This is a genomic window from Pirellulaceae bacterium (genome assembly GCA_029243025.1).
Classification (GTDB): Bacteria; Planctomycetota; Planctomycetia; order Pirellulales; family Pirellulaceae.
In genome coordinates this window covers 483,573-498,634 of sequence record JAQWSU010000006.1, presented here as the reverse complement: position 1 = coordinate 498,634, position 15,062 = coordinate 483,573, and the positions used below count along the sequence as shown (strand labels likewise).

Genomic DNA, 15,062 nt, shown 5'->3' with positions numbered 1-15,062 from the left:
CTAGTCGTCGTCGGGGTGTCGACTCCAAGCTTCAATCTGATCCTGCACGTCCTCGATGGTCAAATCAACGGCCGGCAGCAAAGACTCAAACAGTTGCTGTTCGTCGACCAATCTTGCTTCGCGGCGCACCCGACGCACTTCCTCTTCCAACGACAACAGCCAAGCCGGCGGCTCAAAGCCAACACCCGAGGGTTGCTTGAGCAATAACTCGGATTCATCTTCGAGTATCGAAAATGACTTTTCAGAACGCTGGTCGATCGCCGGCTCGACCAATGCTCGCATCCGATCAATGATGAGCGGCCGCAAAAACCGCTCGTTAACCCGATCAGCGATCGTGGGCAATTGCATCGCATAACGTTGCTGTAGCTTTGTCAGCCGCTTGACATACCGATTCGCCTCCTCAGCAATTCGTTCTGAGAGGGCTCGCCGCCACATTTGGGCCGCATCGTTGCAACCTCGTCTCACCAACAACTCGTGAGCAAGCACCACCGGTTTCAGGTTCCAGACAACCCGTTCGTACTTACTGAGCAAACGCAGAAAATCAAGCAAGTTGTAAATCAAGTCTCCTCGATCAGATTGAGTCGTCGTGCTGTTGTAGTCACGATACTCCCCGTAATTCTCAACGACGGCTTCGAGTACCAAGGTCATATGCTTGGTCACCTCTTCACGAGAAATGACGCTATCGAGCTCTTCAATCAGCTTGAAGTTCCATCCTTCAGACAAATCCTCCTCCATCTGCAGCAACCAGTTTTCAACTCCTTGAAACAAGATGCTTCGAACATTTGCCAGACTCAGGAACTGTTGGGTAAACAGATCTTCCCCGTAACGCTTGATGAATTGAACGAGATCTTGCCAAGCTTCGTCACTTTTCACCTTTTCCAACACCGATAGTCTTAGAGTCCTGCTGTGAGAAAGCCACGTGACCAGCATCGATTCGGTCATGCTCTCCAGGCAAGAGACCAATTGGGGACCGGTGTCACCCACTTCATCAGTCGGTGACAAATCTTGGGTCTCATTAACATTGGTCGCTCGAATCACACAATCGACAAGCGAACGAAATCCGACTTCAAAAAGATCATCGAATTCGGTAACCGCTCCGGGTCCAGCAGGTGTTGATCGCTCCATCGTTCGCACCACGTCGATCAGGTCGCGGGTCTCGGTGAGCAAACCCAGGCGAGGCAACCAAGCCAAAAGGACTCGCAGCATTTGCTGTCGGTTACGAACTTCTACGATATTCCTTGGATTCCCACCCCGCACAAGAGGAACATACAGAATCGGCTCCGTACTGAGAGCCGTTTTCAATTCGGCCCAGGCAACTTCCGTTTCGGCTTGCTGTCCTTGAATGGCACTTCTGAGCAAACGAATGGCGGCCGCCTGATCGGCTGGCAGGTCAATTTCCGAATGTCGCAAGGCACAGTGGATGAACTGATCTGTTTGGCTGATTTCAACACTGGCACCGATGACATGTTCCATCAGCGACTCTTTAATCATGCGCTCGCGATCGAATTCAGCCATCGATAGATAATCGTGGGAGGGTCTTCCTAGTCGATATCGACTGACCTCGGCCAATAGTCGCTCGAGTGACTCGCGAATTTGAGCACCGTGCTGCAACCAATGCTTCAAACTCTCCTCAAACCACTGCCCACCATCGTCCCCATCGGCAGGGGCCAGCATCCACGCAAGTGCTGCAATTCGTCGTAGCCGCGCAAGAGAATTAAGGAAAGAGAGCCGTCCCGCAATTTGATCATGCAATAGGTCAAGCTGATCATCATTTCCCCCTCCCGAGTCGAACAGGCTTCCTTCGATACCGTCATCAGTACTATCACGGTAGACGACATCTTCGTAGGCCGCTCCGAACAGATCATCTTCATCGTCCTGATCTTCCTCCTCATCATCCATGAACGGCTCATCGGAGTTCTCGGAGCCATCCGGGCCATCAGAGGTTTCATCAGCACCGCCAAGTCCGAATGGAGGCACATGCCAATAATCTCCGGCGTTTGCCTCCATGTAATCAAAGAATTTCTGCACGCGTCTCCAGGTTTCCGGCGGCGCCGGACCCGGCACATCGATCGATGCTCCGGACTTGGGCTTCAGTCCCAAAACTTCCAGTAACCATCGCATCGACAGCCGATGAAATGAATCCTCACCTTGCTCCAGAGGCGTAACATCGGCTTGACCCAGCCAATGAATCAGGAGTGCACGCGCTGCAACCACGTCGCGACGATCCAACAGCATTTCAATCACCATGGCATAGGCCCGAGGCGCATCAAAGCGTTCGACATAAGGAGCCCAAAAACGGATGGCTCCTGTGGCTTCACCTGCCTTATGCCAATGATTCAATGCATCGACCACATCCTCGGCCGCGCGATGCAATTCCAGGCAATCAGAAGCGTCAACACAACTCACTTCGTGCACGGCAAATTGATGCCACCAGCGAGCAAATTCTTTAAATTTCGCGTTCACCTGATCGCCTAACTCTTGATCATCCGAGGCTGCTGCCGCACTCCAAAGTCGGCCATACGTTTCAAATACCTCGTCAATCAGCTCCAGCATTTCGTCCACGCGATGATCGTGAATGCTATTCTCCATCGCCGGGAACAGACTGAAGTTGCCGTCGAAACCCAAAATATTCCAAGGGTCGATTACCGCTCCGCACTGAATGCCACGAGTGAGCAACTCGCGGGTATCATCAAGCCACTGCTCGGCTCGTATCAGGTTGCCGTCATCGATATCACGCTGACTCAAGGTCAGGTTGCAATCAATGCGGCAAAGCATTCTGGCCGAGGTCACGGGCAGCGAATTAATCTGCCGTTGGGCTGCTTCGGGATATCCCATTCTGGCAAATAAACTGGCTAAGCGAACATGTTCGAGTTGTGACGCTCGCTGGCGAGTCAATTGCGAGTTGAGATGCTGTCGGGCTGCACCAAACGGTTGCCGCAACCTTTGTGACTCTTCCACCAGTCGCTCAGCGTGCTTTGGATCATGTTGCTGAAGTTGGTCGATCAACTGCTCATAAAACACGTCTCGGAAAGTCGCAATGCGCGGGAGCAAATTCCCCAGCGTGATGCTCGAGTCATGAAAATCCGGCCCCGTACCGCTGACTCCGGATGCCATCAAAATGGTTCCAACGAGTACCGCAGCAGCTTCGAATTTCACTTCTTTATCGGGAATCTTGTGTGTCGATCCAATCCGATTCATCAACGCGTCGAGCGTCACTTGTTGAATCACGAATCGGTTATAGAAACCGCGGTTGTCAATCGAGTGTGGATCCCATTGCCCAAAATGGTAATTCGGCCTTTTGTTCACAGGATGTTCAAAGTCATAGGCTCGAGGATCGAGAGCCAATTCCTCGAGATGCTCTGGTACGAAACAGGCCGCCTGCAACACCATGGGGTCAATTTCGTTAATGATCTTCAGGGCAAGCGCGATGACTTCTTGGTAGGGACCATGAGCTACTCCCACTCCTTGGATGAAAAGCGGAATGGGCCTCACTTTTTCATGAGGATAGGGCTCGAGAACGCGCGATTCCAATACGGCGACCGGACGGTAACCCACGTAGTCATTCAACTCGCGGATCGCAGACTCGGTAATTCGATCGATCTCGTCCCAAGGTGCCCCCTGTCGCAATACAACTTCGCAAATCCGGCCGATCAGCAACGGGGTGAGCAAAGCATTGTCGGACTGATGAAACAACAGATCACGATGGAAATCACGAACTCCGGGGACCACATGATCCAAGAGAAGATTCAAGACCGCGACCACTTGGGTCGTGTCCTCAAATGCCGGTACGACTCCCGTCAATTCGGCCAGTTTTTCGCGCCAAAGCGTTCCAACGACCTGCCAATTCGGCACGGGCTCCGTCTTGAGACGCCGGTGGGCGGGAGCGGCATCTGACAAGAGCTGGTCTTCAATCAGAGCGAATAGCTGATTCAAATTCAGCAAAAACTGATTGTCAGACGCTCCAGACGAGAAATTCAGGTAGCCCAGAGTCTGTTCGAGAGCTTGCTGGCCGTCGGGACCAAGATCTCGAAGCTCCATTCCCTACTCCTCTTACACGTATAAATGGGTCGGGTACGATAAAATGGACAGGTTAGCCGTCGAAAACAACAATTCGCGAATCGAGAAGCTTGCTGAAAGCCCCTTCGGCGACGGTCGCCTTAAGGCCTGAAATTCGGCATTCACTTTCGGCTCAGTACCAACTGTCTTCCGCACCAGCGTCTTTTGTTTGATGATTTTTACGATCTCCCATCGTAGATTCGCCGCGGCCACCGGTCCATGGGCCCCCCAACGGGATAACCGTTAAGCATCCGAAACACAAGCAGGTCGCTTTTGCCGATCTGCCGCCGAATCGGTGTTTTTCCCGGAATTGAATGGCCCGATCGACTATCATGAAAGGACACCGGAACGGACGAGGGACTCGAGAATCGTGCAGATTTCGGCGTCCTTCATCGGCCGCATGGCGGCTTAGTCTAGCAATTCGGCCTATCTGGGCCCGATGTGTTTGAGGTTATTCATGCTTCGCTACCACAAATCGTGTCTCGTATTGCCTTTTCTCCTCCTGGTTTGCAGCAGCGCCTGGGGCCAGCTGAGAAGGTCGTTTTCCGGCCCAACCGACTACCGACGAGCCGGTCTAGAAGTCGCTTGGACGTCCCAAGCCGAGCTCGATCGCGATCGATCTGCGGCGGCAAACGCTCATCTCCAGCTGCTCGGCCTCGATTCCTATGAGGATTATCTCGCGAATTCTTACCCTGTTTACGAAGTGAAGTACGACAAGGGCATCCGACGGTTTAGTGCGATCGATCTCGGTCGAGACGGCAAAGCGATCGGTGACGCCGAGGCAGCTCGACTCGCAGAAAAAGAAAAGATTCGCCTCGACGCACGTGGATATCAAACAACGATTGAAGAAAAGCGGGTTCCGAGAAGCGTTCTCTACATTCAAACGAACTCCGGAACCGTTCAGGCTATCGACGCGGAAAATGGGCAAACATTGTGGGCCATTCTCGTCGGTCGACCGAGTTATCAAACGTTGAATCCTGCCGCAAACGACAAGTACGTTTCCGTGATCAACGGATCGAGTTTGTATCTGCTGGAGCGTGAAACGGGGGAACAAGTCTGGAAACGATCTCTTCAGAATAATCCCATCATTGGACCCGTGCTCACCCAAAAACTAGCATTCGCTCCCACAAGCAATGGTCAAATTGAAGGACATTGGCTACCGAGTGAGGACGATCCTGTTCGCAAGCCCGATCAGCTACCTTACCAACGACCCACTTGGTACTATCACTCAGGCAGCCAAGTTTCCGCTCCGATCACGGCAAGTCCTCGTACAATCAGTTGGCCCACCGAGGGTGGCCGCGCCTACGTATGCAATATCGAGAAGAAACCCGAAGTCCAGTATATGGTTCGCACAAGCGGACCGATTCACGGACAAACAGTATTCGTCAAACCAGATCGCTTAGCTGTCGGATCATCGGACGGATTCATCTACTGCCTTGACGAAGGCGATGGTGAAATCGAGTGGCAATATGCCACAGGAGAACCGATCCACGAATCGCTATTCAGTGACAATGAGCGGATTTACGCGATTACCGAATTTGGCAACTTACATGCCGTTGGAAGCTCCGATGGTTTCCAGCAATGGCTGGTGACCGGTATCAAACGCATCGTCGCCGCCAGTGACACGCGTTTGTACGTTCTCGATCAACAAGGTGTGATGCATGGTCTCGATCCGAAAACGGGCGGTCGAGTGATGTCGTTGGACGTATCGGGATATGACTTGCCGATCACGAACCGTCTGACTGACCGCATCTATCTGGCAGCAAGTGATGGAACTATCCAGTGCCTGCGAGAGATACATGCCCCCTTGCCAACGATTCATGCTTCACTCCCTCAACCCACCACAGACAAAACGAAGCAAGCAAATCAACCGGCTTCTGATTCCGGAGCGAGTCGCGACGAATTTAGTCCACCCACGCCCGACGCCGGCAGGCTGAATAATCCGGCCGCCGGAGATGACGACCCATTCGGAGCGGGTGACGCAGACGAAGGGGATCCATTCGGAGCGGGTGACGGCGAGGATCCATTCGGAGCGGGTGACGCAGACGAAGGGGATCCATTCGGAGCGGGTGACGGTGAGGATCCATTCGGAGCGGATGACGCAGACGAAGGGAATCCATTCGGAGCGGGTGACGGTGAGGATCCATTCGGGTAGCCCGTCGATTTTTCGAACCCAGCTCGAAGCAAGCCCCGCGTGCCCAGTTTGGCCCATCCGCTCGGTCTTAAGTAGACGGTCACTCGGACCCCTATCCTCGACTTGCATTTCAGGATCCGCTCGCCCGTCAGCGGTTGGCCACTGGCGCGGGGAGTTGACCAAAGTCTGAAGAAGCCGACAATCAGGTCCGTTGAACGACCTTCTTTTTGATCTTGCTTTGGAAAGACGACCTATGGATTCTCCGCGAATAAGTCGGGCTTTGATTAGTGTGAGTGACAAACTCGGCCTTGCCGAGTTTGCCAAGGGATTGGCATCTGCCGGTGTCGAGATCTTCAGCACAGGTGGCACCGCCCAACACCTACGCGAGAATGGAATCGAAGTCCGTGATATCTCTGCCTACACGGGTTTTCCTGAAATGATGGACGGCCGACTCAAGACGCTTCACCCGAAGATTTTCGGTGGGATCCTCTGCCGACACGACCGAGAAGACGATATGCAGGGGATTGATAGCCACGGCATCGCATCGTTTGAACTGGTCGCAGTTAATCTGTATCCATTCGAGGCAACCGTTGCCCGCGAAGGCGTGACCATGCCGGAGGCGATCGAACAGATCGACATTGGTGGTCCGAGCCTCGTCCGAGCGGCTGCCAAAAATCATTCGTTTGTAACGATTGCGACCGCACCGGAGCAATACGCGGACATCCTTCAGTCAGTCCAAGATTCGGGTTCGACCAGCTTTGAACAACGCCAGAAATTAGCCGGCGCGGCATTCGCTCGAACCGCCGCTTATGACTCCGCCATCAGTCAGTACTTCAGCCAACAGTTAAGCAAGGGGGAGGAATCCCTGCCGGAACAGCTCAACATCCAACTTCAGCGTAAATCAATGCTCCGATATGGCGAAAACCCGCATCAAGGAGCGGCTCTTTACAGTGACGGAAAGACGGAAGGTCCGAGCTTAATTTCAGCCCGACAACTGAACGGCAAAGAGCTGTCGTACAACAACCTGTTAGATCTAGACAGCGCGATATCGATCGTGCGTTCGCTGCCACAAGCCGCTGCTGTGGTAATCAAACACAACAACCCTTGTGGCTGTGCGTCCGCAGAATCGCTGGTAGACGCAGTCCAAAAAGCGTTAGACGGTGATCCTGTCAGTGCGTTCGGATCGATTCTGGCCTTCAACCGAAAGGTAGATGTTGCAACCGCTGCGGTACTCGCAACACCAGGCCTTTTTATTGAAGCGATTGTGGCGCCTCATTTCGATCCAGCCGCGGTAGAAATCCTCACCACCCGGCCGAAATGGAAGTCGAACGTACGCCTGATGGAAATCGGCGATTTTGGCGACGTCACGGCAACGATGAGTCTGCGACACATCAGCGGTGGCGTATTGGTCCAAGCTTCGGACACGCTCCCTGATCAATACGATGATTGGACAATCGCAACAACAACGCAACCCGATGCGCCGCTCGTCGACGAAATTCGTTTCAGCTGGGCGGTGGTGCGGCACGTCAAGAGTAACGCGATCGTCGTTACCAAGAATCAGGCGTTGTGCGGCGCCGGCGCTGGCCAGATGAGTCGCGTCGATTCCGTCGAAATCGCGCTGCAGAAGGCAGGCGAGCGAGCGGTCGGATCGGTTCTTGCCTCCGACGCATTCTTTCCCTTTCCCGACTCAATTCATCGAGCCGCTCAAGCAGGTGTTGCCGCTATCATTCAACCCGGCGGCTCTAAACGTGATAGTGAAGTGATCGCGGCCTGCGATGAACACCAACTGCCCATGGTCTTCACTGGGAAGCGACATTTTAAACACTAAAGATTTTTTCAGCATTCGAAACGCAGGATCCGTCGTGCCCACCATCCTTGACAAAATTGTCGCTACCAAGCGGCTTGAAATCGAAACGGCCAAAGAACGCGTTCCCGAATCGCAATTGCGTCAAGCTCTCGATCAAGCTCCCCCCGTGCGGCCCTTCTTCGATGCACTAGCTGCCAAGGGTCGCATCAAGTTGATTGCAGAAGTCAAAAAGGCGAGCCCGTCCAAAGGTATCATCCGAGAGGATTTCCAACCTCAACAGATCGCTTCCATCTATGCCGATCACGGAGCAACGTGCATCAGTGTTTTGACGGACGAGAGCTATTTTCAAGGATCCCTGCAATACCTCTCTCAAATCCGACAGACTGTTTCGACGCCGTTGCTGCGAAAGGACTTCATTCTCGACACTTATCAATTGCTGGAAGCGCGTGTTGCCGGCGCTGACGCCGTTCTCTTGATTGCAGAATGCCTGGACGATTGCCATTTACGAAAGTTACACAACGAAGCGGTTGAACTGGGACTCACCCCACTGGTTGAATTTTACGAACCCGAAAATCTTGATCGCGTACTCGAAGCAGGTGCCACACTGATTGGGGTCAACAACCGAGACCTCCGAACGTTTGAAGTCGACTTGAATCACACCGTGCGGATGCGAGAAAAGATTCCCGCCGAATGCCTGTTGGTCGGTGAAAGTGGTATCCATCGCCAAAGTGATGTGCGAATGCTGGAGGACGCCGGAGTCAACGCCATCCTGGTTGGTGAACGTCTCATGGCCCAACCCGATATCGGTGCATCGGTCGATGAACTGATGAAGTGACAAGGCCGACAACTCAAGCACTCTAAGACAAGCACTCTCAAACGGTTGGAATACCCTGCCAGGAAACGTCAACTTTTGACCATCTTGCTTATCTTGCGTCCGGTGACACTGAGCGGAAAGTCAGACAGCTGATTTGGCTTAATCCACTGGCAATCGGTTCCGGGAAGTTTGCGACCCGATTGATAATCCGCTTGAAAACAGCTAAGCGTGATCCGGTAGCGCGTCACTACATGCTTCATCTCGGTTAGCAAACGGCAACCGCCCACCGTAACACCCGTGAGTCCCCGCACTTGTTCAGGGATCTGTGCAGGCAGGCTCTGCCCCTCTCTGACCGAAAATCGAGGAAAGTCCCAAAGTCCAGCCCACCGTTCACCTTCGGCACACTGACGGATCAAGATCATACCGCGACGTTGCACCACGACAGCAACCTCGTGCAAATCTTCGTAGGCGACTTTCTTTCCAGCCACCGGAATCTTTTCTTGCCAACCGTGAGCGTTGGTTGGGCACAGTTCGTTGACTGGGCAGCAATCGCACTGCGGTGATCGCGGACGACACAGTTCGCTGCCCAACTCCATCAACGCTTGATTGAGTTGGCCCGCCTTGCGTTGTGGCAGAATTGAGGCGGCAAAAGCCCATAAGAGCCGTTGTCCGGCCGAGGAACGTGGATCTTGTTGATAGGCAAGCAGACGACTGTAAACTCGAATCGTATTTCCTTCGACAATCGGCTGACGATCATCAAAGGCGATCGAAAGAATGGCCCCCGCCGTGTAGCGACCAATTCCTGGTAACGCGATCACATCAACCGGATCCCGCGGAAATTGTCCCTGATATTCATCCCGAACGATTTTGGCCGCACGGTGCAATTGACGTGCTCGACGGTAGTAACCAAGTCCTTCCCACAACTGCAGCACCTCTTGCTCGTCAGCCTTCGCAAGGGCCAGGACGTTGGGGAAACGCTCGATAAATCGCTTAAAATACGGTTTGACCGTTTCCACTTGGGTTTGCTGCAGCATGATCTCGCTCACCCAAATCGGGTAAGGATCCTGCGAGCGACGCCACGGCAGATCGCGGGCATTTTTCCGAAACCAGCCCAGCAACCGACGACGAAAACGCCGATTCCATTCCTCATCCGGGAGTGCCGGTAAATCTTCGGCAATACTCATTCACCCGTCCAACAGCTCAATTCTAAAGCCTGCTAAGTCAACGAAACGGCGCTGCCACATTGCTGTTTCCGCCTGCCCGACTGTATCATCATAGGTATTCTTAAACAGTTTTCGAGAGGACATAAGCGATGGCGAAAATCGATTGGAGTTACCACCGGCCTGGCTGAAAGACCTGCGGGAAAACGCAAGAGTTCCTTGCGGATGCAGGTCTTGAGGCGACCGTCGAGGTCGATGCGAGAAAAGACACCTATAAAGAGGACAGAGCACTTGACTTGCTGAAGCAAGTCAATCAGCTCTATTCCGCCAAAGGTAAAAAGGTTGTCCATCTCAATTTAAAAAAGGATAAACCCAGCATCGACGAGATCAAAAAACTACTCCTTGGCCCGACGGGCAATCTCCGAGCACCGACCCTGCGAAAAGGCAAGACGCTGATGGTCGGATTCAACGAGGAAACGTACGAAGAGCTTTTTTGCTAGATCCAAAGTAAAACACAAGCCACACGACACGATACTCGCGTGGCTTTTCCCGCCGCTGGGCAGCCCCCTTGCCAGCTAACCCAACGAAGCAACGGCAACGAATGGACTCGGGCAGTTAAACCGTCACGCGGCTATCTCGCTCATAATATTGACGAGCATTTTCTCCGATGCGACGCGTGGCGGCATAGTCGAATGCGAAGCCGATTGGTGCTCCAACCAACGGTACGACTTTGGCAAGACCCACCAACGACCGGGAACCGGTCCTCCTGATCATGCGCAACCCGAGATGTTTCCAAAGTTCGATGGTCGCTTCGCGCGTCAGATAGCGACGAACCGACTGCTGAGTCACTTGATCAATTTCAACACCCATCACTTCGATCGGCTCCTCGCTGCTTGAACCAGCCATAATCGCGAGAATGTCGGTCTTCAGTTGCTCCACGTCACGACGATCGAGAGCATTACCGTAAATATGTGCAATGCACATCGCCAAATTGATTTGAATCTTCCAGGAAGCAAGCAGGTCGACGGGGAGCGCAACGGGGAGCGCCAAGAATCCGGGCACACCTGTCGCAGCTCCAACCCAACCATTTTTGATCGATTTGATGCTGACCAGTTTTTCTACTAATTCTTCATCAGCAGCCTCCGGATATCGTTCCCGCAATTTTCGTACGTCATCACGAATCTGCTCTGGATGAGAGCTGATCAGCCAGTCAATAAGTTTTTCAAAAACAACGAACCGATCCGACTCGGCCGCTTCGGACTCGTCTCGGCAACAGCTTACGGCTTCTGGAGTTGAGTTCATTTATTCATTCCTTCCCGAGAAAAGGGGCTGGGCCTGATTCCTGTTATTCGTCTGAACGGAGCGGATCTTGGTCAAATTTCTCTCTTATTCTTCGCTGAAGTTGTCTCCGATCGTCAGCACATTTTTACTGGGTTATCTCCACAGACCGGTCATGCTGAAACATCGCATTGGATGGGTCGACCTAAAAGAAATCTGGCCAGATCGAATCGCTGAACAGTAGTCCAGCGCGAGTCAGACGCAGCGATCCAGCTTGCCACACCAACCACCCTCGCTGCAAGTATTTTGACAGCACGTCCCCAACCAGCTGCTCGATTTCAAAACCCGTGCGCTGGTGAAAGTTCACCCGATGAACGCCTTGGATTCGCCGCAGGCCAAATACCAATTGTTCCCGAGCCAGTTGCTCGTCCGACAGTTGCTCGGATTCTGCCACATGCGGCTGCCCTGTCAAAACGCGATTCAAGTAGGTCGTGGTACTGCGATAATTAGTTTCGCGCCGCCCGTTCAGAAAGCGAGCAGCACCGGGTCCAGCGGCGAAATAGGGATCACCCGTCCAGTAGGTTTGATTATGAAGACTGCGAAATCCGGATTTCGCAAAATTGGAAATCTCATAGTGTTCAAAACCTGCCGCCTTCAGGGTATCCATGCCGAATTCGTACATCCATGCTTCGTCAGATTCGCTAATCGAATTCAGCTGTTGTTTCTCGCGACGCGACCAAAAGGGCGTGCCTTTTTCAAACGTCAATCCATAAGTGGAAAGATGCTGTGGTTCCAGCAAGATCGCCGCTTGCAAATCTCGTCTCCATACGTCCCGAGATTCACCGGGCACACCAAAGATTAAGTCGAGGCAAAGATTGTCGATTTCTTGTCGGACGACATGAACGGCTCGTTGAATATCCAACAGACGATGATCACGTTCGAGGATATACAGTTTGTCATCATCGAATGACTGGATGCCCAAGCTGATCCGATTCACGCCGGCGCGGCTCATGACTTTAATACGATCGGGCGCCACATCAGATGGATTTGCTTCCACCGTAAATTCAGCTTGGTCGCTGAGAGGGAACCAATGGGTAACGAGCTTCAACAACTGTTCTAGATCAGTCGGAGCCAAATGGGACGGCGTGCCACCTCCCACAAACAGGGTATCGACCTGTTGAGGTAGATCCAAGGTGGAAAGTTCGATTTCCAGAGCCTCCAGGTAGGAGGCAATAAGATCATCGCGTCCAGCGATCAGGGTAAAGTTACAATAACCGCAGCGATGCCGGCAAAAGGGCACATGCACATAGGCAGCACGTGGCGTGACTGGAGGGGGGGATGCTTGGGTCACTCAGCTGCTCATTGCTTAGGTCCATGATTTAGAGCCAAAGATGCAACCGCCCGTCCATCATGTCAGGAAACGCCTTCTGCACATAGCTTTCAACCTGCCGCGGATGATAACGCGTGCTAAAGTGAGCGGCGATCACCAAATCATTCTCGAATCGGTCACGTCGTGCAACAAAATCATCGAGATGAATATGTCCCAGTTTATGGATATTTTGCTTGCGGTGGTCGGGAGCGAGAAAAGTCATTTCCGCAATCAGCACTTCTGCCTCATACATGATCGGATTGTCGTCTAATCCTGCCGGCGTGCTATCACCCAAATAAGCGAGTTTGGGATATCGCCGTTCCAAGGTGACCTCTTTACCGCTCAATCGCACATCACGAATCTGCTCACCGGACAAGTCTTGGTATTCGGGCTTTAGTTTCTTTCGACGTTCCCAAACCACAAATCCCAAGGAGGGTAGGGTGTGCTTCGTCGCGTGTGTTGTCACCAACAATTCTCGCGAGAGCTCAATTTCCTGCCCTGATTCCACACCGATCAAATGACATGGCAGCTTACCTCGATCGAGCCGCGTAAAGGAATGCAACATCCGCTTTACGTTGTCGACGGCACAACTTGGCAGATAGATCTTGGGCGGGCTCATCTTCATCATACGACGACGAGCGACATAGACCGGCAGGGCAGCGATGTGGTCTAGATGCGTATGAGACACGAACCAAGTGCCAGTACCCATGAAATCCCACGGTTGTGCACCAAGATCGAAACCAACTTTATACTCTGGAATCCGCCAATAGCTCTGCACGGCAGCGCGCGAATAACCTTCGATGGTCAGGCCATTGTGAACAATTGTCTTTAGGGGCAGATTGTTGACCATGATTCTCCACGGACGGCAAAACAACAGACAAATAAGCTGCTGAGTTTAATCATCTGCTCGGACTCCATAAAGGGGACCAGCAATCCGCCAAACGGTTTGTAGTTATCCCAAGACAACTACCAGAACCCTAGGCTGCTTTCGGCAAGGCTGAATTCGTTCCAATCGCAGTCGTGACTCGTGGTGGCATTTCTTGCTTCAGCACCTCAATCGCTCGCTGCAATTGGAGATCCACTGTCTCATCCAGCTCGATTTGCACGTTGTCCCCATCAGTATTGTCCCCATCAGTATCGTCCCCATCAGCATCTTGCAGCTCCAGCTTGTCCTTGACCCCCTCATCATCAAGGCTGGGCGAAATATCGCGATCTCGACGATACTTGTAGAACGCTTCCCGTTGTTCAGGCGTCAACCTGACTTCGTTCTCGGGCAAGGGCTTCACACCCCATTCATCCTCTTCGGTTACATCTGAATGTCGATGAATATTGCGTCCACTTGGTCGCCAATAAGTCTGGGTCGTCAAACGAATGGCACTTCGACCGCCCTCGATTTCAATGACATTCTGCACGGTCCCCTTACCCCAAGTCCGCTCACCAACAATTATTGCGCGACCATAGTCCTGCATGCAGGCGGCAAAGATCTCACTTGCACTGGCTGATAACGGATCGACCAAAATCACAATTGGCAGTTTTGGATCGACAATGGGATCCTTCGTTGCGAGAAACTCGCGCTGCATTTTGGGATCTCGCCCACGGGTGCTGACAATCATTTCACCCTTGGGAATAAACATGTCGCAGATCTCGATCGCCGCGGTGAGCAACCCCCCGGCGTTGCCGCGCAGGTCGATAATGAGTCCGTCAACATTTCCTTTCAACTCACCCAACCGCTGGGCCAAGTCTTCCGCTGTATGATCACCGAAGCTCGTCAGTCGTACGTATCCAATCCGTGGGTCGTCTGTCAGTTGAAATACCCACTCGCTGTCATCCGAGCGATGGTCACCCCGAATCGACTCGATTTGAATCTTGTCACGTATAATCGAATACTCGACAGGCTCCTCGTCACCACGATGCAAGACGGTCAGTTTCACTGGCGTTCCCCGGGGACCCCTCATTAACTCAACGGCGTCCTGAAGAGAGAAACCGGTAGTATCCTGCCCTTCGATGGAAAGAATCGTGTCACCCGCCAACAAACCTGCCTTATAGGCCGGCGTCCCCGGCACGGGACTCAGCACGGTCAAACGATCATCCTGCATGCCAACCTCGATGCCGATCCCGCCAAATTCTTGTTGAATGTCAACCTGAAATTCGCTGAGTTGTTGAGGCGAAATATATCCGGAATAGGGATCCAGATCGTTGAGCATGCCTTTCATGCCGCTTTCAAATAGCTGCCGTGAAGTAACCGGCTCGACATAAAAGGCGGCCACTTTATCGATGGATTCTGAAAGGATGTTCGCGTACCGATTTCTTCCCGCTTCACCGTAACAAATCAGGGAAACGAAGGACGCGATAAACAGGATCGCCAAGTTCCTCATCGGCACGTGATCACCCCCTTTGGCTAAAAATAAAAAACGGCAATTGCGGAAACCTAATCCATTCGTTGC

Annotated in this window: 9 protein-coding genes and 1 pseudogene; 4 read left to right on the top strand and 6 right to left on the bottom strand. The window is 52.8% G+C overall.

Annotated elements, in window-relative coordinates; genetic code table 11:
* Complete coding sequence (locus P8N76_03885) at positions 1 to 4,038, bottom strand: hypothetical protein (GenBank protein MDG2380791.1); 4,038 nt, start codon at positions 4,036 to 4,038, stop codon at positions 1 to 3.
* A gap of 475 nt (positions 4,039 to 4,513) precedes the next feature.
* Here P8N76_03885 and P8N76_03880 point away from each other — a divergent pair, with 475 nt between their 5' ends.
* The 3 genes from P8N76_03880 (at position 4,514) to trpC (ending at position 8,832) form a co-directional block, all read left to right on the top strand.
* The gene (locus P8N76_03880) at positions 4,514 to 6,211 is read left to right on the top strand and encodes a PQQ-binding-like beta-propeller repeat protein (GenBank protein MDG2380790.1); all 1,698 of its coding nucleotides are present in this window, start codon (positions 4,514 to 4,516) and stop codon (positions 6,209 to 6,211) included.
* Between the two features lie 232 nt (positions 6,212 to 6,443).
* On the top strand, positions 6,444 to 8,018 hold the full coding sequence (purH, locus tag P8N76_03875) for a bifunctional phosphoribosylaminoimidazolecarboxamide formyltransferase/IMP cyclohydrolase (protein MDG2380789.1): 1,575 nt from the start codon (positions 6,444 to 6,446) through the stop codon (positions 8,016 to 8,018).
* A gap of 34 nt (positions 8,019 to 8,052) precedes the next feature.
* The gene (gene trpC / locus P8N76_03870) at positions 8,053 to 8,832 is read left to right on the top strand and encodes an indole-3-glycerol phosphate synthase TrpC (protein MDG2380788.1); all 780 of its coding nucleotides are present in this window, start codon (positions 8,053 to 8,055) and stop codon (positions 8,830 to 8,832) included.
* Positions 8,833 to 8,900: 68 nt separating this feature from the next.
* Here the strand turns inward: trpC and mutY are convergent, their stop codons facing one another.
* A complete protein-coding gene (gene mutY, locus P8N76_03865; protein MDG2380787.1) occupies positions 8,901 to 9,995 on the bottom strand; it encodes an A/G-specific adenine glycosylase in 1,095 nt (364 codons plus the stop codon).
* A 182-nt stretch (positions 9,996 to 10,177) separates the two neighbouring features.
* Here mutY and P8N76_03860 point away from each other — a divergent pair.
* Positions 10,178 to 10,471 (top strand): annotated as a pseudogene (locus tag P8N76_03860) (ArsC family (seleno)protein).
* A 115-nt stretch (positions 10,472 to 10,586) separates the two neighbouring features.
* On the opposite strand, the gene P8N76_03855 reads toward P8N76_03860, so the two are convergent.
* The 4 genes from P8N76_03855 to P8N76_03840 all read right to left on the bottom strand — a co-directional run bounded on the left by P8N76_03855 (position 10,587) and on the right by P8N76_03840 (position 14,993).
* Positions 10,587 to 11,273 (bottom strand): EcsC family protein, encoded by a 687-nt coding sequence (locus P8N76_03855; protein MDG2380786.1) that lies wholly within the window; start codon positions 11,271 to 11,273, stop codon positions 10,587 to 10,589.
* 181 nt (positions 11,274 to 11,454) lie between these two features.
* A complete protein-coding gene (gene hemW, locus P8N76_03850) occupies positions 11,455 to 12,600 on the bottom strand; it encodes a radical SAM family heme chaperone HemW (GenBank protein ID MDG2380785.1) in 1,146 nt (381 codons plus the stop codon).
* A 28-nt stretch (positions 12,601 to 12,628) separates the two neighbouring features.
* Positions 12,629 to 13,468 carry an MBL fold metallo-hydrolase gene (locus P8N76_03845; protein MDG2380784.1) on the bottom strand — a complete coding sequence of 280 codons (840 nt, stop codon included), beginning with the start codon at positions 13,466 to 13,468 and terminating at the stop codon, positions 12,629 to 12,631.
* A 127-nt stretch (positions 13,469 to 13,595) separates the two neighbouring features.
* Positions 13,596 to 14,993, bottom strand: a complete 1,398-nt coding sequence (locus P8N76_03840) for a S41 family peptidase (protein MDG2380783.1) — start codon at positions 14,991 to 14,993, stop codon at positions 13,596 to 13,598.
* Between the last annotated feature and the right edge of the window lie 69 nt (positions 14,994 to 15,062).

What these genes read in the sequence shown, in the direction of transcription:
- P8N76_03885 (MDG2380791.1), bottom strand. Translation starts at nt 4,038, where the DNA reads ATGGAGCTTCGAGATCTTGGTCCCGACGGCCAGCAAGCTCTCGAACAG.
- P8N76_03880 (MDG2380790.1), top strand. Translation starts at nt 4,514, where the DNA reads ATGCTTCGCTACCACAAATCGTGTCTCGTATTGCCTTTTCTCCTCCTG.
- purH (MDG2380789.1), top strand. Translation starts at nt 6,444, where the DNA reads ATGGATTCTCCGCGAATAAGTCGGGCTTTGATTAGTGTGAGTGACAAA.
- mutY (MDG2380787.1), bottom strand. Translation starts at nt 9,995, where the DNA reads ATGAGTATTGCCGAAGATTTACCGGCACTCCCGGATGAGGAATGGAAT.
- P8N76_03855 (MDG2380786.1), bottom strand. Translation starts at nt 11,273, where the DNA reads ATGAACTCAACTCCAGAAGCCGTAAGCTGTTGCCGAGACGAGTCCGAA.
- P8N76_03845 (MDG2380784.1), bottom strand. Translation starts at nt 13,468, where the DNA reads ATGGTCAACAATCTGCCCCTAAAGACAATTGTTCACAATGGCCTGACC.
- P8N76_03840 (MDG2380783.1), bottom strand. Translation starts at nt 14,993, where the DNA reads ATGAGGAACTTGGCGATCCTGTTTATCGCGTCCTTCGTTTCCCTGATT.